Origin of the sequence: Microcoleus sp. Pol7_A1, from assembly GCF_036701085.1 — a bacterium.
In the GTDB taxonomy this organism is placed as follows: domain Bacteria; phylum Cyanobacteriota; class Cyanobacteriia; order Cyanobacteriales; family Microcoleaceae; genus Microcoleus; species Microcoleus asticus.
In genome coordinates this window covers 1-24287 of the sequence record NZ_JAUBQD010000013.1, presented here as the reverse complement: position 1 = coordinate 24287, position 24287 = coordinate 1, and the positions used below count along the sequence as shown (strand labels likewise).

The following is a 24287-nucleotide window of genomic DNA, read 5'->3' as shown; positions in this document are numbered from 1 at the left end:
ATCAAACCTAACTCAGGGACACGATCGGCGGCTCATCTGGTGAGAAGAGTTGGCAGTACCCAGCGACATTGTTAGCGACACTGGGAACCTGGCTTCTTCAAAGAAGCAAAATGCTTGGGGAGACGATGCACCTGCGTCTAACTCTGCAAAGAGTGAAGTACAATCTGTGTCGGAGAACCGAGAATCCCCGTACCAAAAGCCCGGGGAATGTCAGATACATTATCAGTTCTCGTTCCTTGTCTTACCGAGAGGAGAGTCTTCATGACCATTAGTCCTCCAGAGCGAGAGGTAAAAGTTAGGGTAGTAGTCGATGAGAATCCGGTTCCCACTTCCTTCGAGAAGTGGTCAAAACCAGGTCATTTCGATCGCACTCTAGCTAAAGGGCCAAAAACCACCACTTGGATTTGGAACCTCCACGCTAACGCTCACGACTTTGACAGTCATACAAGTGACTTAGAAGACGTTTCGCGCAAAATCTTTAGCGCTCACTTCGGCCACTTGGCAGTAATCTTCGTATGGATCAGCGGCGCATATTTCCACGGCGCTAAATTTTCCAATTACGAAGCTTGGCTGACAAATCCTACAGCCATCAAGCCCAGCGCTCAAGTGGTCTGGCCGATTTTTGGTCAAGAAATTTTAAATGCAGATGTAGGCGGCGGTTTTCACGGGATTCAGATCACCTCTGGTCTGTTCCAGTGGTGGCACGCCAACGGCATCACTAACTCATACCAGCTATATTGCACTGCGATCGGCGCCTTGGTAATGGCAGCCCTGATGCTATTTGCCGGTTGGTTCCACTATCACGTCCGCGCTCCGAAACTGGAATGGTTCCAGAACGTGGAATCGATGATGAACCACCACTTGGCAGTGTTGTTGGGCTGCGGGTGCTTGGGCTACGCGGGACAGCAGATTCACGTTTCGCTGCCGATCAACGCTTGCATGGACGCGATCGATGCAGGTGCACCGCTGACAGTCGGCGGCAAGCTGATCAAAACAGTTGCTGACATCCCTCTGCCGCACGAGTGGATTTTGACACCGGGCTTGATGGCTGACATCTACCCGAGTTTCGCTAAAGGTTTAACCCCCTTCTTTACCCTAAACTGGGGCGAATACGCAGACTTCCTGACCTTCAAAGGCGGTCTCAACCCCACCACAGGCGGTCTGTGGCTGACCGATACAACGCACCACCACTTAGCTTTGGCAGTGCTGTTCATCGTCGCTGGTCATATGTACCGGACGAACTGGGGCATCGGCCACAGCATGAAAGAAATCCTAGAGAACCACAAAGGCCCCTTCACTGGAGAAGGTCACAAAGGTCTCTACGAAATCCTGACTAATTCTTGGCACGCGCAACTGGCGATTAACTTGGCACTGATGGGCTCTCTGAGCATCATCGTGGCTCACCACATGTACGCGATGCCTCCGTATCCGTACATCGCGACCGACTACCCGACTCAGTTGTCCATCTTCACCCACCACATGTGGATAGGCGGATTCCTGATTGTTGGAGCAGCCGCTCACGCAGCAATATTCATGGTGCGGGATTACGCTCCCGCTGGAAATGTCAACAACTTGTTGGATCGCGTGATCCGGCATCGGGATGCGATCATTTCCCACCTGAACTGGGTTTGTATATTCTTGGGCTTCCACAGCTTCGGTCTGTACGTTCACAACGACACGATGCGGGCTTTCGGTCGTCCTCAAGATTTGTTCTCGGATACCGGGATTCAGTTGCGTCCGATATTTGCCCAGTGGGTGCAAAACATCCACGCCTTGGCTCCGGGCACAACAGCGCCTAATGCTACGGAAATCGTCAGCCACGCTTTTGGCGGCGGTGCAGTAGTAGTCGCCGGCAAAGTAGCGATGATGCCGATCGAGTTGGGTACGGCGGATTTCATGATCCACCACATCCACGCTTTCACCATTCACGTTACAGTCCTGATTCTCTTGAAGGGCGTGTTGTTTGCACGCAGTTCTCGCTTGGTTCCCGACAAAGGCAACTTGGGCTTCCGGTTCCCTTGCGACGGCCCCGGCCGTGGCGGCACCTGCCAAGTTTCGGGTTGGGATCACGTGTTCCTAGGCTTGTTCTGGATGTACAACTGCATCTCGATCGTGATTTTCCACTTTAGCTGGAAAATGCAGTCGGACGTGTGGGGAACAGTAGCGCCAGACGGCACAATTTCTCACATTACTGGCGGTAATTTCGCACAAAGTGCGATCACGATTAACGGCTGGCTGCGGGACTTCTTGTGGGCGCAAGCTTCTCAGGTAATTCAGTCCTACGGTTCGGCACTGTCGGCCTACGGTCTGATGTTCCTAGCCGGACACTTTGTGTTCGCCTTCAGCTTGATGTTCCTGTTCAGCGGCCGCGGCTACTGGCAAGAACTGATTGAATCCATTGTTTGGGCTCACAATAAGCTCAAGGTAGCTCCCTCGATTCAGCCTCGCGCTCTGAGCATTATTCAGGGTCGGGCTGTGGGTGTAGCTCACTACCTGTTAGGCGGAATTGTCACTACGTGGGCATTTTTCCTAGCGCGAATCATTTCGGTAGGGTAAACTACCCCTAGGTTTTGGATTCGGGATTTGGGAGGAATCTCAAACCCAGAATCCAAACTCCGAACCGAATCCCTTCAATTTTGTTCAGGATTCAGGATTAATCAAGGCTTATGGCAACGAAATTTCCAAAATTTAGCCAAGACCTTGCCCAAGACCCGACCACACGGCGGATCTGGTACGGGATTGCCACAGCACACGACTTTGAAAGCCACGATGGCATGACCGAAGAAAATCTTTACCAAAAGATTTTTGCTTCTCACTTCGGCCACGTAGCAATCATTTTCTTGTGGACTTCGGGCAGCCTGTTCCACGTAGCATGGCAAGGTAACTTTGAACAGTGGATTAAAGACCCCCTAAACGTCCGCCCGATCGCTCACGCGATTTGGGACCCGCAATTCGGCGCTCCTGCAGTAGAAGCTTTCACTCAAGGGGGCGCTTCTAACCCAGTAGACATCTCTTACTCCGGTGTCTACCATTGGTGGTTCACTCAAGGGATTCGGACTAACGCCGACCTGTATCAAGGAGCTATCTTCTTGCTAATTCTGGCGGCTGTCTTCCTGTTCGCAGGTTGGTTGCACCTCCAGCCCAAGTACCGCCCCAGCTTGTCTTGGTTCAAAAATGCTGAATCTCGCCTCAACCACCACTTGGCTGGTTTGTTCGGTGTCAGCTCTTTGGCTTGGACTGGTCACATGGTTCACGTTGCTATCCCCGAATCTCGCGGACAGCACGTAGGTTGGGAAAACTTCCTGTCTACCCCGCCTCACCCGGCCGGTTTGGGTCCGTTCTTCAGTGGTAACTGGGGCGTATACGCCGAGAATCCAGATGCAGCGAACCATGTCTTCGGTACTTCCGAAGGCGCGGGAACCGCAATTCTGACTTTCTTGGGTGGCTTCCACCCTCAAACAGAATCCCTGTGGCTGACAGACATCGCTCACCACCACTTGGCGATCGCAGTTCTGTTTATCGTTGCCGGTCATATGTACCGGACTAACTTCGGTATCGGTCACAGCATCAAAGAGATGTTGGATTCTAAGGCTGGTTTGGTCGGCGGCAAGAGTGAAGGTCAGTTCAACTTGCCTCACCAAGGCTTGTACGAAACCTACAACAACTCGCTGCACTTCCAACTGGCATTTCACCTCGCTGCTTTGGGCGTGATCACCTCCCTGGTAGCACAGCATATGTACGCGATGCCTCCCTATGCTTTCATAGGTAAGGACTTCACGACTCAGGCTGCGCTTTACACGCACCACCAGTACATTGCTGGATTCATCATGGTCGGCGCTTTCGCCCACGGAGCTATCTTCTTGGTGCGGGACTACGATCCTGAAGCAAACAAAGGTAACGTGCTCGATCGAGTGTTGCAGCACAAAGAAGCGATTATCTCTCACTTGAGCTGGGTGTCGCTGTTCTTGGGCTTCCACACTTTGGGACTGTACGTTCACAATGACGTTGTAGTTGCTTTCGGTACTCCTGAAAAGCAAATCTTGATTGAACCAGTGTTCGCACAGTTCATCCAAGCTGCTCACGGAAAAGCTCTCTACGGCATGGACGTGCTGTTGTCTAACCCTGACAGCATTGCTTCTACCGCTTGGCCGAACTATGCTAACGTGTGGCTCCCAGGCTGGTTGGACGGGATTAACAGCGGTACTAATTCTCTGTTCTTGGCGATCGGACCTGGCGATTTCTTGGTTCACCACGCTATCGCACTAGGCTTGCACACCACCACCTTGATCTTGGTCAAGGGCGCTCTGGATGCACGCGGTTCTAAGCTGATGCCGGACAAGAAAGACTTCGGTTATTCTTTCCCTTGCGACGGCCCCGGCCGTGGCGGTACTTGCGACATCTCTGCTTGGGACGCGATGTACATGTCTGTCTTCTGGATGCTGAACACCCTAGCTTGGGTAACGTTCTACTGGCACTGGAAGCACCTGGGCATCTGGCAAGGTAACGTGGCTCAGTTCAATGAGTCTTCTACCTACCTGATGGGCTGGTTCCGCGATTACCTCTGGCTGTATTCTTCTCAGTTGATCAACGGTTACAACCCGTACGGTACTAACAACTTGTCTGTCTGGGCCTGGATGTTCTTATTCGGACACCTCGTTTGGGCAACTGGTTTCATGTTCCTGATCTCTTGGAGAGGTTACTGGCAAGAATTGATCGAGACTTTGGTTTGGGCTCACGAGCGCACTCCTTTGGCTAACTTGGTTCGCTGGAAAGACAAGCCTGTTGCTTTGTCGATCGTCCAAGGTCGTTTGGTTGGCTTAGTTCACTTTACTGTGGGCAACGTCCTCACTTACGCGGCCTTTGTAATTGCCTCGACGGCCGGGAAATTCGGGTAACTCTGAACTCTGGTTTCTAGGTAATTAAACGAAATCCCCTGCCTTCTGGCGGGGGATTTTTTTGTATAGCAGAAGGAAGTTCGGCAACTGATTGTGTAACCGATGTAACGGATGGATGGAATAAGATCGATCGGTCGAAGCAAAATGCAGTTCGATTAATGTTCATCGGCGGGACAATGCGAAGCGGTTGGCTGAGTCTGTCAAGCAGGAATAAAAGTGCGATCGCAACTAAATTTGTGAGGTAGTCTGCTGGAACGAAGTCATGACAGAGTGGTATAAGAAAGACCTCGCATATATTCATGATGTTGGGCATAGCGATTATGCTCTTAAATCTGCCCCTGGTATATTGAATATCTTGGCCGAAAACAAGCTACAACAAGGTTTAGTCGTGGACTTGGGTTGTGGCAGCGGATTATCAGCACTAGAATTCACAAAGGCTGGTTATCGTGTTCTGGGAGTTGATATTTCTGAGTCTTTGATTGCAATTGCCCGAAACAGAGTGCCAGATGGCGAGTTTCGAGTTGAGTCGCTGTTTAAAACTGATATCCCACCGTGTAATGCTGTCACCTCGATCGGCGAATGTTTGAATTATCTGTTTGATGCAGACAACGATCGCCAAAACCTGGTGCAATTTTTCCGTCGCATTTATCACGCCTTAACCGAGGGCGGTGTTTTCATTTTTGACATTGCAGAACCCGGACAGATTGCAGCAGGAAACACAACCAAAGGATTCACGGAAGGAAAAGATTGGATTGTTCTGGTTGAGAAGGAAGAAAATCAAGAGAATCAAACCTTAATTCGCCGCATCATTACTCTTCGTAAAGTAGGGGAAACCTACAGGCGAGATGAGGAAATACACTGTTTGCGGTTGTACAAGGCAAAAGATATTGCTGAAGCACTCGATCGCGTAGGTTTTCAAGTTGAAATCATACGTAGTTACGGTGAGTACAACTTGCCAAAAGCTCATGCAGGATTCGTTGCACGTAAACCGATGTTAGAGGGGAACTCGATCGCATAACTGACTTGAGGCTCGATCGGCCTTTTCACTTTACCACTCGGGCGATCGTCTCCTCTGCTGTGCTGGATTTAGTGTATCGGAGCATTGAGCAAGGACAAGCTGCGCTTGATGCGTCAGCAGCAAGTGTTCAAGAGGCTAAAAGGGATTGGAACATAGTATGACTGAGCAAAGACAAATTCCCGATCGACAGAAAGTTAAGAAAACTGTCGCCATGCTTCGGGAAAGCAACCGAATGCTTGAAGCTTGGACTTAAACACGAGATGAACTGATCGCGATGCTAGAAGCTGATATTCGCAACAGTCCGATTTATGTTCATTGGCGCGAGAATGCGAAGCGCTTGGCTGAGTCTGTCACGCAGGAATAAAAGTGCGATCGATCAGTCCTAAAAACCTTCAGGCCAAAGCTTTTCGCGGTAATTTGCACCTACAGAAAAATTTATAGTGCGAGCGGGGTAAAATTAGTAGTTAGGTTCCCAAGTTTGGGGGATAAGTTGTTGATCGAGAGGACTCGGTTGTGAATACAATTATTGACACACAAGTGCTTTCATATCGTTTCAAGGAGATTGAGAACGATGTCCACGACGAAAGCCGAGCTATTTCATCAATTACAGCTAATGAATTTTTACTGGCTCAGCCCAGAGACTCAAAGCAACCTGACTACTACATTCTTCATCCAGCTAGATACTCGGTACTAAATTCAGAAGAGCGTGATTTTGGTATTCCCGAGCATTTTGGAAATCTTAAATGGGCCAAGGGAGGTGCTTGTCGGACAGACCAAGTGATTATCGACTTTGGCAGTCAGTTCTCTGCATATCGTGAGTTTGGAAACGAAGCAATTGCTGAGGTTATTAACAAAAAAAACTATAGCGTATATGAACTCAGTGTTTCTCATTTATCTAAACAAAAGCAGAAGTACCTCAAAAAACGTTTGAAATACATTTTGGATAATAATTATCGTTGTTACTCTCTAACTAGAGCGACAATAGAAAATGGGTTGACTCTGTTTTCAGAGTTTGCTGCTAAACATAACTGCAAAAGCAATATTCGTAACACTATCAATGATATCTTAATACTGGCGACTGCTGTTGACAGACAAAAGAAATTTATGACATATGATAATGTGCTAAATCGTTTTGCTGCTGAGTATTATGAGGCTCCAGCTCACCAAAACGAAGATGAATTGATAATCGATTTTTCAGAGGAGACAACTGAAAGTAGAAAAAGTGAGGAAAGTAAAGGATATGTCAATAGGGGTTGGAGTTACTCAGTTCGTAATAACCGAGAGGTACAGGGAACCTAACAACCCGCTTGCACCCGACCGCATTAAGGTTGTCTGTTGGAACCAATAAGGTATTTGTGATGGTTGAAGCGAAAGGTTATGGCATGGTTCTTACAACTATAGTGGCTGTAGGAGCGATCGCCCTTTTCACTTCACCAAAAGCGCGATCGCTCTCTCAACCTCATTTTGGGGGGGAGTTGAGTTTTAATTGAAGCCTTTCTCTATTATTCGAGCAAACATCGAGATTAGTATTGCAAATCTCTTCAAATAAAGCAAAATCATCGCTCTGACTAAAAATAAACCTAGAGCTCTGGAGTACCTGAAGGCGGTTGTAGTCAAGCACATATTCCCTTGTTAGAGGAACTAATGTTCGCTCCAGGTTTAGCTTGTGCCGGAAATATTTCTTTTCCAACATGATTAGGATCAGCTTACTGTTAATAGGAATACTACCTCTATTCCCTCTGAAGAATAACAACTTGACTCTAAATGGGAAGCCATTACAACTGGATTATCGGATGTAAAAAATAGTTTATCTGTACTATTTACTCCTATCAACCAAATATGATTGAAAAGAATCTCTGCAAGCTCTTTGCAATGATCAAAAATAAATTTTGCTTGTGTGATAGGCATACCATCATTTTCCAAGTATGATAATGTAGACATACACTGATTAAGTCTGTCTTTTTTAATTTCATTAGCCAATGATTCGTCAACCTTAATAGAATTGTCTTCTTCAAACTGATTGAGGCGTCTTGATAATTCATCTTCTACTTCTTCTACTATATTGGGTATCAAGGATTGAGCTTTTTGCCAAAACTCGTTTGAAAAATCTCTAAAATCTTTTGTACGGAGAGATTGAACGGCTACCCAATATGCTAAATCAAGCTTCTGGTCTTGAGTTAAAACTTGAAGAGAATCCACTTTTTCTGAGGGCTTCAAACTGAGGATGCCTTGTATTTTATTCTGGATATGATTCAGAAACTTAGAAGCTTTTGTTTCAAGTTCTGAGAACCACTTTTCCATCGGTTGTTGGCGGTCTTTATTGCCAGATTGTTGAGGAAAATCATAAAAATATTTTTCACACGCTAAATTTTTGACGTTAGTAAATGGGAGCATTTTATTTTCAAATTTATCAAAAGTACACAGTTTTTCTTGCTGGTTAGTAAAATACTTTAGGTAAAATTGAGGTACATAGTGTTTATTTTTAACATTTGACATACGGTTTAGCACCAATAAAAATTAGATTATTTTATGTTTTTACTGTAACACAAATTAATCTACATTGGGAATATTAAATAGGATCTTTTTGAGGGATTAGTAATTATTAATTAAACTTGTAGAAGTAGGTTCACTAAAATCTCTTATTTTTTAGCAACGATCGCCCCGAACCTCATTTCACCAAAAGTACGTGAAGCGTAGCTATCCCGTAGGGAATCGCCCTTATCCCCTCAAATCTCCCCATTCACCTGCATCTGATGCACCCGATCGGGCAATTCTTGCCAGCGATTTTCGTATAGCTTGTCAATCGCCAGCATCCCTACATAGGTAATTTCCTTAAGTGTTAGTCGGGTTGCTAGCGCCTTTTTCTGCACAATTTCCTTGATGATGGGGCTGACTCCAATGGCGGTACGGGCTCTCGTCACAAACTAACCGGAGATTAACCACTTCGATTAAATCTTAGGACTTTTAACCTAAGTTTTTAGCTGCGATGCAACTTGTTTAACCGCGTTTTGACAAGATGCAACACAATGTGAAGTCAATCAATCCGCAAATGCTGACTTATCTAAGAAATATTACAAACTCTACCGTAAGATGATTTGATGGTAAAGTTATCAATTGAAGTGGAGAGCGATCGCTCTTTACCCTCGCATCTTTACGATCGCACAGAGCGAAAGACTAAGTTTAGTTGGGCTGAGACTTCGGCTTCCGACTTCTTAAGCCTATGTATCTGTAAATCACTTAGTGCTGAAGATTCAATTAACCATATTACCCTCACAATTGGAGATTTTTCAATGAAACTCAGTAAATCTTTGGCAATGTTGTTGACATTAATTTGTATGACAGTCATCGTTGTGACTACTTTCAGATTAAGCCCTAGTTTCGCTCGTTCTACGCCGGTGATGCCAGCACAAGAATCAGCAGAAAAAGTAACTACAGATCTGATTGCACAAGTTCCCGGAGGAAATTCTCTCTACACTAGGCTGGGAGGCTACAACGCGATCGCAAAAGTCATTGATGATTCAACAACTTTCATATTCGCTGACGCACTAATTGGTAAATACTTTATTGGCTTGGGCACAAACTCACAACAGAGGCTGCGTCAGTTGTTAGTGGATCAATTCTGCCAAGCGGCAGGGGGGCCTTGTGTTTATACAGGGCGGACTATGAAGCTTTCCCATAGTGGAATGGATGGAGGTCTCACGAACAATGAATTTAACGCTTTTGCTAATGATGTGTCCCAAGCTCTCGATAAAAATAGGGTCAATCCACCAGAGAAATCCGAAGTCCTGGCATTTGTTAATAGTCTCAGAAGCAAGATTGTCGAAAAGTAATATGAAACGCTGCAATCTCCTCCTGCTTTCGGTGGCATTTCTGCTACTGTCAGGAATGGTAAAAGCCGACGCAGCCCGTGCACAACCCTCAGAGCCAACCACCGAGATGAAAGTTCCAGTATCCCCAATGCCGAGGCAGTCTTCTGAGCGGTTTTCCATGCCTGCTATTTTTGCTCCACCCCATGCTCAATCCAACGATCGACCTTTTTGTTTTTATCAGCGCTCCGATAGCACGATAGTTGATTTGAGCGGACTGTGTGGGGCTAAGAGCACCGAAACGGGTACAAATACTAGATGGGAGAACGCTCCTGTTGAGGAGAAGAAGACCCCTATTTATTGGTAGAAAAATGAGAATTTGTTTCAGTAGACGAATTCCATAGGAGCGCCCTTGCCTTACTTCACCCGAAGTGAGATCGCCCTCATCGCCTCAAATTTCACCATTCACCTGCATCTGATGCACCTTATCTGCCAACTCTTGCAGGCGCTTTTCGTCCAAATCGTCAATCGCCAGCATCCCGACATAGATAATTTCCTTCAGCGTTAGTCGGGTTGCTAGCGCCTTTTTCTGCACAATTTCCTTGATGATGGGGCTCACCCCGATGGCGGTACTGGCTCTAGTCATCCAATTTTAGATTTTAGATTTTAGATTTTAGATCGATCCGACAGATGAATCCGAGGCCCCGAACCAAATTGCTTGATTGTCACAAAGGTAACGGGAGATTAATAACTTGGATTAAATCTTAGCACCTTTAAGCTGAGCTTTTAGCTGCGGTGCAAAGTGTTTAAGCGCGTCTTGACAAGACGAAACAAAAAAGTTTATAGTAAAAACGTGGAAAGGCAGATCGACTATTCCTCCAAAACCTCAACCAAATCCTCAATCATCACATCAAAAGTGCGAGCTAATTTCAGCAGCAAAGTAAAGTCAACCGTTGTCAGCCCGGGACAGCGGGCATAATGCTTGACAGTGTTGTAGACCACCCCAGAACGTTCTGAAACTTCCTTGAATGTCCAACCTTTCTCTGCGGCTAGTTCTCTGACTTTAATTCTTACTAAACCCATGCTTGACAATGGGTGCTATAACACCTTACAATAAATTCATCTAAAAAGCCGATCGCCCCCCGGCCTGGAAAACTAAAGGGCGATCGTCTGTAAAACCTAATCTGGATAGATTATTTCTTTCTATCAAAAAGTGCATTTGCCATATCCAGAAGTCTACTAACCATATCCAGAGGTGTACTAGCCATGATATCAGAAACTCCGGCAAAATCGCGGACGATCGCAGAATCGAGAATAATTCACAAATCGCCAATCCTGCATCCGCTGGCGAGATTCGTTACCGAAGAAACAGTTGCACTCCTGTTCAATATCGCAGTAGACGAGATTTACCGCATCGAATGCTGTCGTTACATGGTGTACGTTCACGCCAAAGGCATCAGTCGGTTTGTCAGCTACGCCGATTTTCCCCCGACTTTAGCAGTAAAGCCGATCGCACCTCAAGATTTTGGCAGATGGTACAAACGCTGGAAAAGCAAGCAAGCACCAGCATTTTGGACGAAATTCTACACGTACAAGTTCAAAAAAGCTGTTTCAGTTGACAGATTGCTGGAGTGGGGCCAACTGGTAGCTACTGTTAAATCGGTCATTTCTGGGGCAGAGCTGCAACAGCTACGAGATGTCTATGCCCAAGAAAAACATTTGATGGAAAAATTTTAAAGTGCGATCGACTTAATTCTACTTGAACTTTCAATTAAATTTTAAAACACTTCATCCTCGATACCCAGCCACCATTCCCCCAGATTCATTAAATCTTTGTGAAGGTCAGTAAGTTCTGTCATATACTCTTCAGCAGAAATCTCCGATCGCCTTTCTTGCAATTTTTTCAGCCGCAGTTGCACCAACAGCCAAGGTTTGGAAATCCCGTCCTTTGCTTCGATATATTTGGCTAGATCTTTGCTGTCCATAGTTATTGGTTATTTTTTATTGGTTATATCATTTCCGGTTTTATCTGAGTGATCAAACCGCAGAGAACGCAGAGAAATTAGAGGAAAATCAGTGATACAGATGAATAATTACGATGCCAACTGACTTAATATTATAGGACTTTTTCAACTGCTTAAAAAAACTCTGATTTTGCCCAGTCGGTTTCAACCGACTTGAGCTTTGAGCCAGGGGTTTAAACCCCTGGCTAACGGACTGGCAAACTTTTCAGCTAAGATGCCTCCCTTAAACATCCTTTACCTGTAATCCGAAGTCTGAATATTCTTGAGCTTCGCTGCATATTTCATGCCGTATTCCGGGCGGCAGAAGCGATCGAGCTGAGCCTCAAAGAAAGCCCGATTTGCCTTCAAATGCTTTGGATTCTGGTCATCTAAGGGATACAAAAGCGCCGTCCGCAAAGCTTGAATCACCGCCGAAGTAACGCAGTACATCGATCGCTGAAATGTCACCCCAATTTGATTGAGGATATCATCTTCGCCGCGACAGCGCTGTTTGTAGAAATCCATCAAATAAGGCGGCAGGAAATGCAGCATATCTTGTGCTAGCAAAGTCGGCGGAATCCCCGCCGTACCTACCGGGAATTTGTCTGCATACAATACTCCGTAGTGGAAGTCTTTTTGGTCGTCAGGAACTTCCCTAGCTTGAGCGTTGTAAGATTTGGTGCCTCGGAACGGCGAAGTGCGGTAAAATACAGCTTCCACATAAGGTAACGCTGCTTCGTAAAGCCAAGTGAAACCCTTAGATTTGGGGATGATTTCGTAGGTTTCACCGTCGATTTGAACGTGGTGGTAAATCGGACGACCGGCGATCGCAAAAATGCCATTTACTAGGAAATCCATCGCCTGCGGGACTGTGGTAACTTTCCCTTCGTCGTACAAGTCGGAAACCTCAAAAAACACCGGCGCCATGACTTCCCAGAATAAACCTAGATTGCTGTAATAAGACATTTGGCGGCACTGTTCTAAAAACATTTCGGGAAATGCTTTGTGAAGTGCCAGCATGAACGGGTCTTTTTTGAAGTAAGCTTTAATTGCCCGATCGGCATTAGCCTTATATTCGTCAGTGTCCAAATAAGGATCGAATTGATTGGTCGGCACGTACAAGCCCCGGTGCCAAAGCATTGACCTCATGCACTCTTCGGCAAATTCCATGTTAATGCGATCGTGCCACAAATGGTGCATAAATCGAGGGAGTTTACCAGTTTCTCCCTTTTCCATGAACTCCAAAAGTTCCGGGTGAGCACTTCCAGTCCCGCGCCAGATCCGCAAATCTGCACCGTCGCCTGCATAGTGATTTTGCAAGTCTAAATACTCTTGAGGTAAAAAGTATTTAAAGAAAGGAAGCGGGTGTAAAAATACCCGTTCGGCGATGTAAAGCAAATCCCGCCAGTAGAAATCCATCGGCACTGCGTAAGCTTTCCAGATAGCGATAATTTGCATTAGATTTTCCGGCGTATCTGGAATCATCGCGCCGCCAGCTTCTAGCCTGTGAATTACTTCAGAAAATTCGTGCTTGGAAGGAGGTAGTTTAGTTGCTGGTTTATTAGGGGTTTGTACCATTGTTCTTTCCTTTGATTGAACCTAAATATTTTGAATTATTGCAAAAAGTGGCAATTCTTTAACTGGTTCCCCGGCTGTGCTTGGGAACCGATATCCAGGCCTGAACCGGAAAATTGGAGGCAGAGCCGGAGGAGATGCGTTACCAAGCAGAGCCTGGTAACGAGTAGATTCTCTTAGTCTGCGCCGGCGGATATCGTTTCTGTAGACGTGATTTTTATCGCCGAATGTTCAAGGGGATAGCTAATAGCTACTTGGGCATTTCTGTCCGCCGGCAGAGTAGCAACGATCGCATTTGTAGTTGATTCGCTCCACTTGAGCAGCCAAGCAGGTTGAATTCCCAACACAAATATTATGCCCGCCAAAACCAGCGCCGGCATATTTTCACCAAACGTAACAGGAGGGTAGTAAGCCGTGGCGTTGTCCAACTTCCCAAAACAGGTGCGGTTGAGCAGAATCACAAAGTAAACTGCTGTTAAGCCAGAAGCTAAAATGCAGAGTAAAGTAGGAATTGGAAAGATCGAAAAACTGCCTTGAAACACTAAGAATTCGGCAATAAAACCCACCAAACCCGGAATTCCGGCGCTTGCCATGCCGCCCAAAACTAACAGGGAACTGGCAGTGGGTAAACCCCGCATCGGGTTCATCAAACCGTTGAGCACGTCCAAATCCCGCGTGCCTACTTTGTTTTCGATGATGCCTACCAAATAAAACAGCAAAGCTAAAATTAAGCCGTGGCTTACCATTTGCCCGACAGCGCCGATTAACGCGAGTTTCGTACCCGCGGCGCAGGCAACGAGGATGTAGCCCATATGTCCGATCGAACTATAGGCTACCATGCGCTTGATGTCTTTTTGGGCGATCGCGCTCAAAGCACCGTACATCACGCTCACTGTCCCGATAATCGCTAAACCGGGAGCTACAATCGACCAAGTTTCGGGAAACAACTGCAAGCAGAACCGCACTAAACCGTAAGTTCCCAACTTTGCCAAAATCCCTCCCAGCAGAATTGCTGTTGCTGGCGAAGCTTCGACGTAAGCATCAGGCAGCCAAGTATGCAGCGGCACTAAAGGAATTTTAATTCCCAACCCAATTAGCACAATTGTTAGCAGGATCAATTGCGTTCTCAAGGGCAATTCTTGAGTGGTAATCGCAGTGTAATCGAAATTTAAAGAGCCACTCAGCCAAGCAACACCCAAAAATCCCGCTAAAACTAAAAATCCCGAAACTGCCGTGTAAATCAAAAACTTCATGGCAGCGTATTCTCGCTGCTTTCCGCCCCAAATCGCAATCAACAGGTAGAAAGGAATTAATTCTACTTCGTAAAACAGTACAAACAGCAGCAAATTTTGAGACATCAAAGCTCCGGCAATACCAGCATTGATCAGCAAAATCAAAGCATAGTAAAGCTGGGGACGAGCCATCCCTTCGCCAGTACCGTAAATGACTAATAGCGTCAGCAAAGCACTTAAAACCAGCAGCGGTAAGGACAAGCCGTCAATGCCCAAGTTGTAGCTCAAACCTAATTGTGGAATCCAAGGCAAATATTCTTGAAATTGCAGTCCCGAATTGGCTGTATCGAATTGAGTCAACAGCCAAATATTCAAAAGGAAAACAGCAGCAGCAAAAGCCGAGGCTATTGAACGCAGACGCATCCCATTGATGTTTCCGGGCAAAAACCCGACTACCGCAGCGCCCAACGCGGGCAACCAGAGCAAGGCACTAAGCATAATGTGTGAAGTGAAGAGTGAAGAGTGAACAATCAATTTTGCAGCCTCTTGTCTTTGATAATTTGAGAGTTTAGATGTTAAACTTTTTCCCTATTATCAATCCCAAATTTAATCACGACTCAGAAAGAATAGTGACTCGACCCGTGTCTAAATCGTAATACCCACCAACAACTTTCAGTTTATTCTCCGCAATTAACTTTGAGATAACTGGAGAGGCTTTCAACTTGTTAGCTTGCAGCACAACATTAGCTTTTGAGGCATTCTCTATTCTGTCGCCCGTTTGGTTTTTCGAGCTTTCTACAGCAGGCTTAATGGCGTCGAGCAAACTGCCAATCTGACCGGGAACTTGAGCTCCTTTAACGGTTGCGTCTACCGCACCGCACCGTTTATGCCCGACTACCACAAGCACTTTTGCTCCCAGTACCAGCGTGCCAAATTCCAGGCTGCCAATTTCCTCGGAAGTAGCAACATTTCCGGCCACACGACAGACAAATAAATCACCCAATCCTTGATCGAAGATAATTTCCGAAGGAAAGCGGGAATCTGCACAGCCGAGAATAGCAGCAAAGGGTTTTTGAGCTACGGCAACTTCGAGAAGGCGGGGTAAGTCTTGGTTGGGACTTTGGCGTTTGCTGTCAACAAACCGTTTGTTTCCGTCGATTAACTTTTGGAGAGCTGCATCGGGAGTCAAGTCAGTTTGAGCAATTGCTGGTTCGGGTGCAGCCAAATCAGCGCCTGCTCGTGCTGCAAGTATCCCTGTACCAATGGCTCCTGCGACAAATTTGAGGGAATTGCGTCGGGAAAGATTGAATTGTCTGTTGTTTGAGTTCATTGATGTTGCCTTGTTGTATCTAGTTTGAAATCTTTGTTCAAGACTTCATGTTTTTAAGATTTTAGATTAAAAATGTCACCTAAAATCTTAAATATTAACTCTATTTACCCGCCGACAATCAGCGACAGGCGAGCTAGCAAAGGCCAGCTTATCAGCAGTCCCAAAAGTGCAACTCCGAACAGAATTGTCAGGGCGTAAAACTGAGTTTGACCGTTAACGTTGTACTTGAGGCTTTGCCCGCCAAAAACCGTTGCAAAACCGATTAAGTTTGCGAATCCGTCCACAATATTGCGATCGAACCAGGAGATGGTTTGGGAAACCAAACCAACTGCAAATATCACTGTCACGCGGTAAAGTTGGGCAGTGTAAAAGTCGTAAGCGAAAAAGTCTTGCAGGGCTTGAGAACCGATTCGCACCGGTTTTTCCCATTTCTCGTTTAGGTAAACAAATGCTCCTGCACCGATGCCGATCGCCGTTGACACAACTAGCAGTCCACTGGCGGTATAATTCAAACTCGCCCCGGGCAATAACTGCCACGCGGCCAGCAAGTGCGGAACGTGCAAAGTAAAGCCCATTAAAACAGTCATGGGCAAGATAAAAGGCCAGTGAACTTCTGGCGAACGTTCGGTCATTTGCTTTGGTTTGCCGCCAAAAACTAAACCGAAGACGCGCACTAAGCCAAAAGCAGTGACGCCGTTTACAAACAGCACTATTCCTAACAAGAAAGGGTGAGTTTCCCAAAGCCCGGATGTGAAGTCTTCTAAAGCCCAGAAACAGCCGAAGGGCGGCAGTCCCACCAATCCAGCGCTACCGACAATAAACGATATTGCCGATATCGGCCGCTTTCCCCACAAACCGCCGAGAGCTCGGACATCCTGAGTGACGGTGTTCCAAATTACCGAACCGATGCTCATCACCAGCAAACCCATTGCCAAGGTGTAGGCAAATATCAATGTCAGGGCTGTCTGGGCTTGTCCGGTGCCGACGGCGATAAATACTAAGCCCATGTAAGCGCTGACTATATAGGAAAGCGTGCGTTTGATGTCAATTTGGGCGATCGCAATTAATGAAGCACCCACCGCCGTCGCAGCGCCTACAATAATAGTTGTCTTCAGTCCGATCGGCGACAAAGCAATCACCGGCTGCAACTTAATCAATATCCAAGCACCAGTTTCCACAACTACGGTGTTCCGCAAAATCGTCGCCGGTAGCGGGCCTTCCATCGCCTCATCCAGCCACAGGTGCAAGGGAAACTGAGCACATTTACCCATGGGGCCGGCAATCAAAGCTAAAGTCAGCAACGTCGCTACAGTCGGGTCAAGCTTTGCAGTCTGGGCCCAAACAGCCAACTCGTCAAAATTCCAAGTTCCAGCCAGCGGCAGAATTGCGACTACTCCCATCAGCAGGAATAAGTCACCCACCCGCTTGGTTAAGAAAGCGTCGCGGGCTCCTGTCACCACCAAAGACTGATTGAACCACAGCCCGACTAGCAGGTAAGTACCCAAAGTCAGAACTTCCAAAATCATGTAGCTGAAGAACAGGGAATTGCACAGTACCAAGCCGCACATCCCCGCTTCAAACAGCCCCATCAGGGAAAAGAACCTAGCCCAGCCCCAGTCCATTTCCATGTAACCGAAAGCATAAATCTGCGCCAGCAAGTTCAGTCCGGTAATCAAAACAGTCGCCCCGACAGTGACAGCAGAGATTTCTACGGGAATGGTTAAGTCTAAACCTGCTACGTTCAGCCAGGGAATCAACTGGTGTTGCGCCGGTTGGTTCCAAATAGCTGTCACGGCGATGACGCCGTGTAAAAAAGCGAACAAGGTTAATATGGCGTTTACGTAACCGGACGGTCTGGGCCCGGTGCGGCGAGTAACTGCCGGAAACCACAGCATTGACAGAACTCCGCCGATGAGTGGATAGCAAGGTATAAACCAAACTGTCTGGAGTAAGATTTGAGCCATTGGCATTACCTGTAAAGGTTACAAAGATTTAAAAATCTGAGAATAATTCCGATGCGCTGACGACAGCACTGAAAAGCCAGAAGGCAGAAGTAAAGAAAATTTGGGGGTTTGCCTGTGAGTTCGTTCCCGTCGTCAAACCGAGCGCTTCAGAATCGACTTATTAATTTTATATTAAGGATTACGTTAAATTCTCATATTTCGGATTTAGCATATCTATATGTACCAATAAACTGTACTTATACGTATTTAGAGGCGGGGATTGTATAAAAAAGAATCATTGATTCGATCGCACATCATGCACTATTTTGAGCAACAGGCAAGATGCCTGTGCCACAACAGTTCAATTTTTGTGGGGTACACCATTTTGAGCAACAGGCATCTTGCCTGTTCCACAAGAATTCAATTTTTTTTTGTGGGGAGTAGGGGTTGGACATCCTACCTGCCGGTGAAATGCTTATTTAGAACAGGCAAGATGCCCACCCCACAAAAGTTCAATTTTTTTTGTGGGGTGGGCATCTTGCCTGTCCGTGAAATGTTGATGCTCTAAAATATTAGAACCGATCAATGTCCCAAGCTGATTCTGGAAGTTTGGCTTGGCGCTGTCCCATCGACCTGGCCCTAACATTCAAAAGACCGATCGGCGTATTAAACAAATCTACCAGATCGGCTCGGGCGATCCTCTTCGAGGGCTTCGCTAACGCACTTTTGGCAGCAGCAACTGGAAATTCCTTAAAAAGCCATCTAGCCAGCCGGTAAAAATATTCCCCTGTTGTGAATTCTCGCATCAAATCGACGCCGTAAAGTTCGTGCAAATATTTATTAGATTCGCCGTACCGATACCATTGACTTTGCAACTGTTTTATTGTAGAACGGTGGCGGTGTCGGACGATCGCATTTTCAGCAAAATACAATTTATAGGATGTTTCTCGCAAAATCCGCCAGCATAAGTCAGCATCGCCGCCGCTGGTGAGATGGGGACGAAACAAACCTACTGTTTCTAAAACTTGCTTGCGTACAGCTAAATTCGCGGTTTGACCGTAGGGACAAAAAGGGTGAGCGAGAGTATGTTTTTGAGATAAAGTATTTTCGCGGGCGCTGTGTTGTTCTAAAATAGTTTTACCGGGCAATGCGAGTATTTCCCCAGCACTAATTCCTACTTCTAAGTCAACAAATGGCTTAACTAAATTTTCCAGCCAGTCAGATTCCGGGCGACAGTCTGCATCGGTAAATGCAATGATTTCGCCTGTTGATGCGCGAATTCCTTGATTGCGGGCGGCGTAGGAACTTTGAATCTGATTTTCGGTGAGGTGGCAAATGGTTATTCGATTGAAATTGCTTCCCCCCCTTACCAAGGGGGGGACTGAGGGGGGGTTAGAGGCTGCTGTTTGGATAATGGTTGAAGTGCGATCGCGACTGTTGTTGTCTACTAAGAGATATTCTACACTGTCGATCGGATAAGTTTGCGATCGCAGGCACTCGATCAACTCCGGCAAATCTGCCTCGCCGTTGTAAATTGGCACTACTACCGAAACTTCCGGTAAAAACATTTTAATCATTCAAAAACAACCGTAAACGATCACATAACTAATATTGAGTAAGATTAAACGAACCGCGAAGGCGCTAAGGACACGAAGGAAGATAAATAAGGAAATGTAGTTCTTCCTTCGCGCTATAGCGTCTTCGCGGTTCGTTCAAATAATTAAAAAGCGTTATTAAGTTCCATTGCATTAACTGGGGATATCAATTCTCAAAATTATAACTTCGGAGCCTTAAACAGGCAAGATGCCTGTTCCACAACAACTGAATGGAGTTGTGGAACAGGCATCTTGCCTGTTTCTTTGAAATAGTAGAAAATATCTCTTACATCCCCTGTGCAGTCCGTCACTCAATCCGTTCTCAACTGTTGCTAGTCAACATCAGAATCATTAACACTAACACCCCGTTAGTTAGATAAAAAATGCCAACAACCTGAGTTTCTAGCCAGCCGCACAACTCTAAATGATGGTGCAGCGGAGCCATTCTTAACAGACGCTTGCCGATTCCATCCGGTCCTTTTGTAGCTTTGTAATAACCTACTTGAGCAATTACTGACAGCGTTTCAATAAAGAAAATCCCGCTGATTATTAATAATATCCAAAGGCTATTTGTTAATAAAGCTACTGCACCCAACGCACCGCCCAAAGCTAAAGCACCTGTATCGCCCATAAACACGCTGGCTGGATTGCGGTTGTGTGCTAAAAAACCGAGACAACTGCCGCTGGTGCAGGCGCAAAATATCATTAATTCTGGCGAAGTTGAGGCTACAGATGCGCCCAATCCCAAAAGTGCGATCGCCCCCAAACCTCCCATCAACCCATCAATCCCGTCGGTAATATTAGTAGCATTGCTTTCAGCTACCAGCACAAAACCAGCCAGCGGCCAAAACAGAAAACCTAAAGGCAATACCCAACCGAAAGGCAAAGCAATGCTGGTAGAAATAGCTGGTTCGCGGAACATCAGCCACAGACAAAATAGAGCTGCAAAACCTACTTGCAAAGCCAATTTCATCCTAGGTGAAATACCTTTATTCGACTTGCGACGCAAAATTTGCCAGTCGTCGATCCAGCCGATGAAACCGTAAGCTAAAGTTAAAGCTGATACGGCAACAACATCTGAGTTAAATCTCGACCAAAGCAAAGCAACTGCGACCCCTGCTGGCACAAAAAAGATGCCTCCCATTGTCGGCGTTCCCGCCTTTTTTAAGTGAGCTTGGGGGCCGTCTTCGCGAATTATTTGTCCTGCTTTTAATTGCTGGAGTAAAGGCACAACTCCACAGCCCACAGCCGATGCAACTACAGCACAAACAGCTAGTGGCATAAATAGCGATGCAGGCCCATTCAAAAGTCTACCCGCTGCTAAATCTAAACCGATCGCGACAATGCCGAGCCCCAAACCCAGCAGCAGGAATAAATTCCTGCCTGTAAGTTTGAAAGGCATAGTAAAAGAAATTTTCTCATCCACAAAGTTATCCATAACACTCCTCAACACACACCATTTAAGAACAAGCAATTGAAAATTGGGGAATAGGGTGCGCTACAGGAGATTGGGAAATATCTTAGTTTTTATTCCCTGTTTCCGGTTGATTACTTCACCCTTCTACAAGTTATTCCTCGCCTACACTCGCATCCTCTTCAACTTCCTCTTCTAAATCATCGTAAGGACTGTCGTCAACTGCCATTAGTTCTGAAATTTCTTCTTCGTGCAGATAGTCGGGTTCTTGGACATCCCTTGCTAACAGGCGATTGTTAGATTCCAACCAGTCTAAAAGAGAAGATTGCTGCTTTAATGGAATTACATCCGCAGGCAAGTGGCGAGGTATTTGACGCAGAGATGGGTTGTACATGATTCTCGGTTTTTAAAGACAAAGACGCGATCGAGTAGAGGTAATGTTTTGCCGACGGACTGCTGCTTTGATGAAGCACTTGCAAATCGGGCATCTAGCAAGGCTAAAGCATTATACCACAAGCACTGTTTGGTTCCGGATCGGATAAGATGGGAGACCCAAAAGGCGATCGCCCCCAATCATGGGCCTCAGGATAACACTAAAATCCGCTCTTGCCAATCCTTCTTTAGCCCTAAGCATTGTAATCCCAGACGGTCGTCTTTAAGATATCGCGGGACAGGTGGCGATCCTCTTCTGCAAGCCTCGTTAACGGGCAAGCGGTTGATTCAGAACAGTCTCCTGATTTTTCATCAAAGCCTTATCCAGAAAGCCCTCTGGCTTCTTCAGTCAACTCTTGCGCAATAAATCTCAGAATGGATACAACGGCGGCGGTTTTATACAACAAAGAGGGTTACCACACCGGAGGGCAAAAACTTCTGGGGCGTCATTCAGCCGGAGAAGGGTTTCTCAAAAGCTTAGTCCAACACGGAACCGCTGACTCTCTCTACTGTTGCGCCGACAGCCAAACAACCTTTAAGGAGTTTTGTTCGCACATCCAACCTTGGCTGCAACAACCTCGGAAAGTCCGCTGGATTCCCACAGAACGACCGGATTTGCTCTCTCAACCGGGCACAATTTACCGACCCGATCCCGCCCTCTCGCAGATGGTTTGGGCGCGCAGATTTGTCGATCAGCGGGCCTACAGCGTTTGCGGCGTTACTCACACCATCGGTACCAAATATGTCATGGGGGCGATCGGCGATTTGATAACCGCACCCATGCAGCCTTGGGACGCCCTGATCTGCACCTCTGCCGCCGCGAAAACAGCAGTAGAAGGAGTTATGGGGGAGTGGTCTGAATATTTAGCGCAGCGCAACGGCGGTAAACCGGAAATTTTAGTCAAATTGCCGATTATTCCCCTAGGAGTGGATTGCAGCGCGTTTCCCCAGGGTGTGGAAGCAGTTAATAGTCGCCGCCAACTGCGGCAAGAACTCGGCATTTCTCCCGACGATATTGTTGTGTTATTTGTCGGTCGATTGACTTTTTCTGCAAAAGCTCATCCGGTACCGATGTACATCGCCCTAGAGGCCGCCGCACAACAGACAAAAGCCAAAATCCACTTAATTCAAGCAGGTTGGATCGAAGATCCGAGAGAAGAACCCGACTTTAAAAATAGCGCGCAAATCTTTTGTCCTTCCCTAAATGCTATTTTTTTAGATGGGAGACAGCCCGAAATTAGAATAAATATTTGGTCGGCGGCCGACATTTTCATTTCGCTTTCCGACAACATTCAAGAAACCTTCGGACTCACGCCAATAGAAGCAATGGCGAACGGACTGCCGGCCATAGTCTCCGACTGGAACGGATACAAAGAATCTGTACGCCATGAAATAGACGGCTTCCGCATTCCCACACTCATCCCGCCCCCGGAATCTTGTTTAGATTTAGCGCTAAATTATCTCGACGGCAGCTTAAATTGGCCGACTTACATGGGCCATACTTCCCTAGCCACAGCAGTTGACATTGATTTTTGCACCCGGGCTTTGTGCCAATTAATTGAAAACCCCGAATTGAGAAAGCGGATGGGGGAAAATGCCAGACAAAGGGCAAGGGAAATTTATGATTGGAAAGTAGTAATTGCAGCTTACGAACAATTGTGGCGGGAATTAGCAGAAATTCGCCTTGGGGCACCAGAGTCAGCACCTGTAAAAGCCGGGAAGCCGCCTTATCCGCTGGGCGACGATCCTTTTCGGGTATTGGGTCATTATGCGACTCGAACTTTAAGCAATGAGATGATGCTGAGTTTAGGGCCGATCGCCACACCAGAAAATTTACAGCAGATACAGACAATTTGGTTTACCAGTTTTGGTGACGATCGGAGAATATCTGTTAGCATTCAGATGGAAATATTGGATACAATTAAGCAAGAAGGTACTGTCAGCGTGGGGGAAGTTATCAGACGCTACGTTAAAAACGAGCAAGAATTAGCATACCTATATCGGACGATGCTCTATCTAATGAAATTTGGTATCTTAGTTATTAGTCATTAATTAATGTAGGGTGTACGCTGCGCACAAAAAGACCCAATAATAAGCGCGCTAAAAACGACTTGTCGCGTAATTTATAAATAATATTGAACGCGAACTCAATAATATTTTTTCCTGAGTCATTTCTCTTCCTAAAAAACTATGCTTAGAAAATCTGCACTCTTAGAAATAATAGCTGGCAAGAATCGCGGTTTGCTGGCGACGGCTAGCGACAAACAAGCGATTTTAAGCGCGATCGCCCAATTGGAAGATTACAACCCCACACCACGCCCTGTGGAAGCCGCAGAGCTTTTAAATGGCGATTGGCGGTTATTGTACACCACCAGCAGCGCACTGCTGAATCTTGACGGTTTTCCCTTGGTGAAATTGGGTTCAATTTATCAATCTATCCGCGTCAAAGAATCTAAAATTTACAATATTGCCGAACTTTACGGCTTGCCTTACTTAGAAGGAATTGTCAGTGTGGCGGCGAGATTTGAGGTCACTTCGGAACGGCGAGTGCAGGTGAAGTTTGAACGGTCAATTTTCGGTTTAAGCAGGTTGATTGGCTATGAATCTCCAGTCCAGTTTATCAATGAGATTGAGTTGGGTAAAAAGTTCGCTGCTGTAGATTTCGGGTTCGATAGTCGCGAACAGCAGGGATGGCTGGATATTACTTATTTGGATAGCGATTTGCGGATCGGGCGCGGGAATGAAGGAAGTGTCTTTGTGTTGACAAAAGAGTGATTTTGTGATGTGTGATTAAGTGCGATCGCCACTTAACTCATTCTCAATTTATCTTTCCTTCATCCGCGTTTATCCGCGTTCATCTGCGGTTAAAAATCAAAAATATATCACTTTCGCAAACAATTCAATACTTACTAAAACCCTCAAATCCATAGCCGATACAAGCTTCAGATAGGATAACCGTTAAAACTTAGGAATGAAAATTTAATAACATCAGCGATGTATAATAAATAAATGAGTGAATATGAATAGGTTTATGTTTCGGTAGA

23 protein-coding genes are annotated in these 24287 nt (G+C 46.2%); 10 read left to right on the top strand and 13 right to left on the bottom strand.

Annotated elements, in window-relative coordinates:
* Nucleotides 1–137: 137 nt before the first annotated feature.
* Nucleotides 138–263, bottom strand: coding sequence for a hypothetical protein (locus QUA20_RS10210; protein WP_333188390.1), 126 nt, complete (start codon nt 261–263; stop codon nt 138–140).
* Here QUA20_RS10210 and psaA point away from each other — a divergent pair.
* From psaA to QUA20_RS10185, 5 genes are all read left to right on the top strand, one after another.
* Nucleotides 262–2556: a photosystem I core protein PsaA gene (psaA, locus tag QUA20_RS10205; RefSeq protein WP_333188387.1), complete on the top strand. Its 2295-nt coding sequence runs from the start codon at nt 262–264 to the stop codon at nt 2554–2556. The two genes, QUA20_RS10210 and psaA, sit on opposite strands and share 2 nt — an antisense overlap.
* 110 nt (nt 2557–2666) lie before the next feature.
* Nucleotides 2667–4895, top strand: coding sequence for a photosystem I core protein PsaB (psaB, locus tag QUA20_RS10200; protein ID WP_333188384.1), 2229 nt, complete (start codon nt 2667–2669; stop codon nt 4893–4895).
* Nucleotides 4896–5157: 262 nt separating this feature from the next.
* Complete coding sequence (locus tag QUA20_RS10195; protein ID WP_333188382.1) at nt 5158–5913, top strand: class I SAM-dependent methyltransferase; 756 nt, start codon at nt 5158–5160, stop codon at nt 5911–5913.
* Between the two features lie 513 nt (nt 5914–6426).
* Nucleotides 6427–7212 carry a hypothetical protein gene (locus QUA20_RS10190; RefSeq protein WP_333188378.1) on the top strand — a complete coding sequence of 262 codons (786 nt, stop codon included), beginning with the start codon at nt 6427–6429 and terminating at the stop codon, nt 7210–7212.
* Nucleotides 7213–7271: 59 nt separating this feature from the next.
* On the top strand, nt 7272–7403 hold the full coding sequence (locus QUA20_RS10185) for a hypothetical protein (protein ID WP_333188375.1): 132 nt from the start codon (nt 7272–7274) through the stop codon (nt 7401–7403).
* Nucleotides 7404–7614: 211 nt separating this feature from the next.
* Here the strand turns inward: QUA20_RS10185 and QUA20_RS10180 are convergent, their stop codons facing one another.
* Nucleotides 7615–8409, bottom strand: a complete 795-nt coding sequence (locus tag QUA20_RS10180; RefSeq protein WP_333188372.1) for a DUF4238 domain-containing protein — start codon at nt 8407–8409, stop codon at nt 7615–7617.
* 230 nt (nt 8410–8639) lie between these two features.
* Nucleotides 8640–8834, bottom strand: coding sequence for a hypothetical protein (locus QUA20_RS10175; protein ID WP_333188370.1), 195 nt, complete (start codon nt 8832–8834; stop codon nt 8640–8642).
* A 177-nt stretch (nt 8835–9011) separates the two neighbouring features.
* On the opposite strand from QUA20_RS10175, the gene QUA20_RS10170 reads away from it, so the two are divergent.
* Together QUA20_RS10170 and QUA20_RS10165 are read left to right on the top strand one after the other, a co-directional pair.
* Nucleotides 9012–9743: a group 1 truncated hemoglobin gene (locus QUA20_RS10170; RefSeq protein ID WP_333188368.1), complete on the top strand. Its 732-nt coding sequence runs from the start codon at nt 9012–9014 to the stop codon at nt 9741–9743.
* Nucleotide 9744: 1 nt separating this feature from the next.
* Nucleotides 9745–10086 carry a hypothetical protein gene (locus QUA20_RS10165; RefSeq protein ID WP_333188365.1) on the top strand — a complete coding sequence of 114 codons (342 nt, stop codon included), beginning with the start codon at nt 9745–9747 and terminating at the stop codon, nt 10084–10086.
* 84 nt (nt 10087–10170) lie between these two features.
* Here the strand turns inward: QUA20_RS10165 and QUA20_RS10160 are convergent, their stop codons facing one another.
* On the bottom strand, nt 10171–10365 hold the full coding sequence (locus tag QUA20_RS10160; RefSeq protein WP_172190590.1) for a hypothetical protein: 195 nt from the start codon (nt 10363–10365) through the stop codon (nt 10171–10173).
* Between the two features lie 224 nt (nt 10366–10589).
* Complete coding sequence (locus QUA20_RS10155; protein ID WP_006631306.1) at nt 10590–10802, bottom strand: helix-turn-helix domain-containing protein; 213 nt, start codon at nt 10800–10802, stop codon at nt 10590–10592.
* Nucleotides 10803–10985: 183 nt separating this feature from the next.
* Between QUA20_RS10155 and QUA20_RS10150 the strand changes: the two genes are divergently transcribed.
* Nucleotides 10986–11456 (top strand): hypothetical protein, encoded by a 471-nt coding sequence (locus tag QUA20_RS10150; protein ID WP_333188362.1) that lies wholly within the window; start codon nt 10986–10988, stop codon nt 11454–11456.
* A gap of 41 nt (nt 11457–11497) precedes the next feature.
* On the opposite strand, the gene QUA20_RS10145 is transcribed toward QUA20_RS10150, so the two are convergent.
* From QUA20_RS10145 to QUA20_RS10110, 8 genes are all read right to left on the bottom strand, one after another.
* Nucleotides 11498–11704: a hypothetical protein gene (locus QUA20_RS10145; protein ID WP_172190588.1), complete on the bottom strand. Its 207-nt coding sequence runs from the start codon at nt 11702–11704 to the stop codon at nt 11498–11500.
* Between the two features lie 273 nt (nt 11705–11977).
* On the bottom strand, nt 11978–13300 hold the full coding sequence (locus QUA20_RS10140) for a CO2 hydration protein (RefSeq protein ID WP_333188360.1): 1323 nt from the start codon (nt 13298–13300) through the stop codon (nt 11978–11980).
* A 173-nt stretch (nt 13301–13473) separates the two neighbouring features.
* Nucleotides 13474–15027, bottom strand: a complete 1554-nt coding sequence (locus QUA20_RS10135; RefSeq protein ID WP_333188358.1) for an NADH-quinone oxidoreductase subunit M — start codon at nt 15025–15027, stop codon at nt 13474–13476.
* Between the two features lie 112 nt (nt 15028–15139).
* Nucleotides 15140–15859 carry a carbonic anhydrase gene (locus QUA20_RS10130; RefSeq protein WP_333188356.1) on the bottom strand — a complete coding sequence of 240 codons (720 nt, stop codon included), beginning with the start codon at nt 15857–15859 and terminating at the stop codon, nt 15140–15142.
* A gap of 104 nt (nt 15860–15963) precedes the next feature.
* Nucleotides 15964–17823, bottom strand: a complete 1860-nt coding sequence (locus QUA20_RS10125) for an NAD(P)H-quinone oxidoreductase subunit F (RefSeq protein WP_333188353.1) — start codon at nt 17821–17823, stop codon at nt 15964–15966.
* Between the two features lie 551 nt (nt 17824–18374).
* Nucleotides 18375–19379, bottom strand: coding sequence for a glycosyltransferase (locus QUA20_RS10120; protein WP_333188350.1), 1005 nt, complete (start codon nt 19377–19379; stop codon nt 18375–18377).
* A 340-nt stretch (nt 19380–19719) separates the two neighbouring features.
* Nucleotides 19720–20835: a phospho-N-acetylmuramoyl-pentapeptide-transferase gene (mraY, locus tag QUA20_RS10115; RefSeq protein ID WP_333188347.1), complete on the bottom strand. Its 1116-nt coding sequence runs from the start codon at nt 20833–20835 to the stop codon at nt 19720–19722.
* 130 nt (nt 20836–20965) lie between these two features.
* Entirely contained in the window at nt 20966–21205 is a 240-nt protein-coding gene (locus QUA20_RS10110; RefSeq protein WP_172190580.1) for a DUF3134 domain-containing protein, read from the bottom strand.
* Between the two features lie 413 nt (nt 21206–21618).
* Between QUA20_RS10110 and QUA20_RS10105 the strand changes: the two genes are divergently transcribed.
* On the top strand, nt 21619–23295 hold the full coding sequence (locus QUA20_RS10105; RefSeq protein ID WP_333188343.1) for a glycosyltransferase family 4 protein: 1677 nt from the start codon (nt 21619–21621) through the stop codon (nt 23293–23295).
* 138 nt (nt 23296–23433) lie between these two features.
* Nucleotides 23434–24018, top strand: coding sequence for a PAP/fibrillin family protein (locus QUA20_RS10100; protein WP_333188341.1), 585 nt, complete (start codon nt 23434–23436; stop codon nt 24016–24018).
* The last annotated feature ends 269 nt before the right edge of the window (nt 24019–24287 follow it).

What these genes read in the sequence shown, in the direction of transcription:
- QUA20_RS10210 (WP_333188390.1), bottom strand. Translation starts at nt 263, where the DNA reads ATGAAGACTCTCCTCTCGGTAAGACAAGGAACGAGAACTGATAATGTA.
- QUA20_RS10170 (WP_333188368.1), top strand. Translation starts at nt 9,012, where the DNA reads ATGGTAAAGTTATCAATTGAAGTGGAGAGCGATCGCTCTTTACCCTCG.
- QUA20_RS10130 (WP_333188356.1), bottom strand. Translation starts at nt 15,859, where the DNA reads ATGAACTCAAACAACAGACAATTCAATCTTTCCCGACGCAATTCCCTC.
- mraY (WP_333188347.1), bottom strand. Translation starts at nt 20,835, where the DNA reads ATGGATAACTTTGTGGATGAGAAAATTTCTTTTACTATGCCTTTCAAA.
- QUA20_RS10195 (WP_333188382.1), top strand. Translation starts at nt 5,158, where the DNA reads ATGACAGAGTGGTATAAGAAAGACCTCGCATATATTCATGATGTTGGG.
- psaA (WP_333188387.1), top strand. Translation starts at nt 262, where the DNA reads ATGACCATTAGTCCTCCAGAGCGAGAGGTAAAAGTTAGGGTAGTAGTC.
- QUA20_RS10150 (WP_333188362.1), top strand. Translation starts at nt 10,986, where the DNA reads ATGATATCAGAAACTCCGGCAAAATCGCGGACGATCGCAGAATCGAGA.
- QUA20_RS10105 (WP_333188343.1), top strand. Translation starts at nt 21,619, where the DNA reads ATGGATACAACGGCGGCGGTTTTATACAACAAAGAGGGTTACCACACC.
- QUA20_RS10125 (WP_333188353.1), bottom strand. Translation starts at nt 17,823, where the DNA reads ATGGCTCAAATCTTACTCCAGACAGTTTGGTTTATACCTTGCTATCCA.
- QUA20_RS10135 (WP_333188358.1), bottom strand. Translation starts at nt 15,027, where the DNA reads ATGCTTAGTGCCTTGCTCTGGTTGCCCGCGTTGGGCGCTGCGGTAGTC.
- psaB (WP_333188384.1), top strand. Translation starts at nt 2,667, where the DNA reads ATGGCAACGAAATTTCCAAAATTTAGCCAAGACCTTGCCCAAGACCCG.
- QUA20_RS10160 (WP_172190590.1), bottom strand. Translation starts at nt 10,365, where the DNA reads ATGACTAGAGCCAGTACCGCCATCGGGGTGAGCCCCATCATCAAGGAA.
- QUA20_RS10145 (WP_172190588.1), bottom strand. Translation starts at nt 11,704, where the DNA reads ATGGACAGCAAAGATCTAGCCAAATATATCGAAGCAAAGGACGGGATT.
- QUA20_RS10140 (WP_333188360.1), bottom strand. Translation starts at nt 13,300, where the DNA reads ATGGTACAAACCCCTAATAAACCAGCAACTAAACTACCTCCTTCCAAG.
- QUA20_RS10120 (WP_333188350.1), bottom strand. Translation starts at nt 19,379, where the DNA reads ATGATTAAAATGTTTTTACCGGAAGTTTCGGTAGTAGTGCCAATTTAC.
- QUA20_RS10180 (WP_333188372.1), bottom strand. Translation starts at nt 8,409, where the DNA reads ATGTCAAATGTTAAAAATAAACACTATGTACCTCAATTTTACCTAAAG.
- QUA20_RS10165 (WP_333188365.1), top strand. Translation starts at nt 9,745, where the DNA reads ATGAAACGCTGCAATCTCCTCCTGCTTTCGGTGGCATTTCTGCTACTG.
- QUA20_RS10185 (WP_333188375.1), top strand. Translation starts at nt 7,272, where the DNA reads ATGGTTGAAGCGAAAGGTTATGGCATGGTTCTTACAACTATAGTGGCT.
- QUA20_RS10155 (WP_006631306.1), bottom strand. Translation starts at nt 10,802, where the DNA reads ATGGGTTTAGTAAGAATTAAAGTCAGAGAACTAGCCGCAGAGAAAGGT.
- QUA20_RS10100 (WP_333188341.1), top strand. Translation starts at nt 23,434, where the DNA reads ATGCTTAGAAAATCTGCACTCTTAGAAATAATAGCTGGCAAGAATCGC.
- QUA20_RS10110 (WP_172190580.1), bottom strand. Translation starts at nt 21,205, where the DNA reads ATGTACAACCCATCTCTGCGTCAAATACCTCGCCACTTGCCTGCGGAT.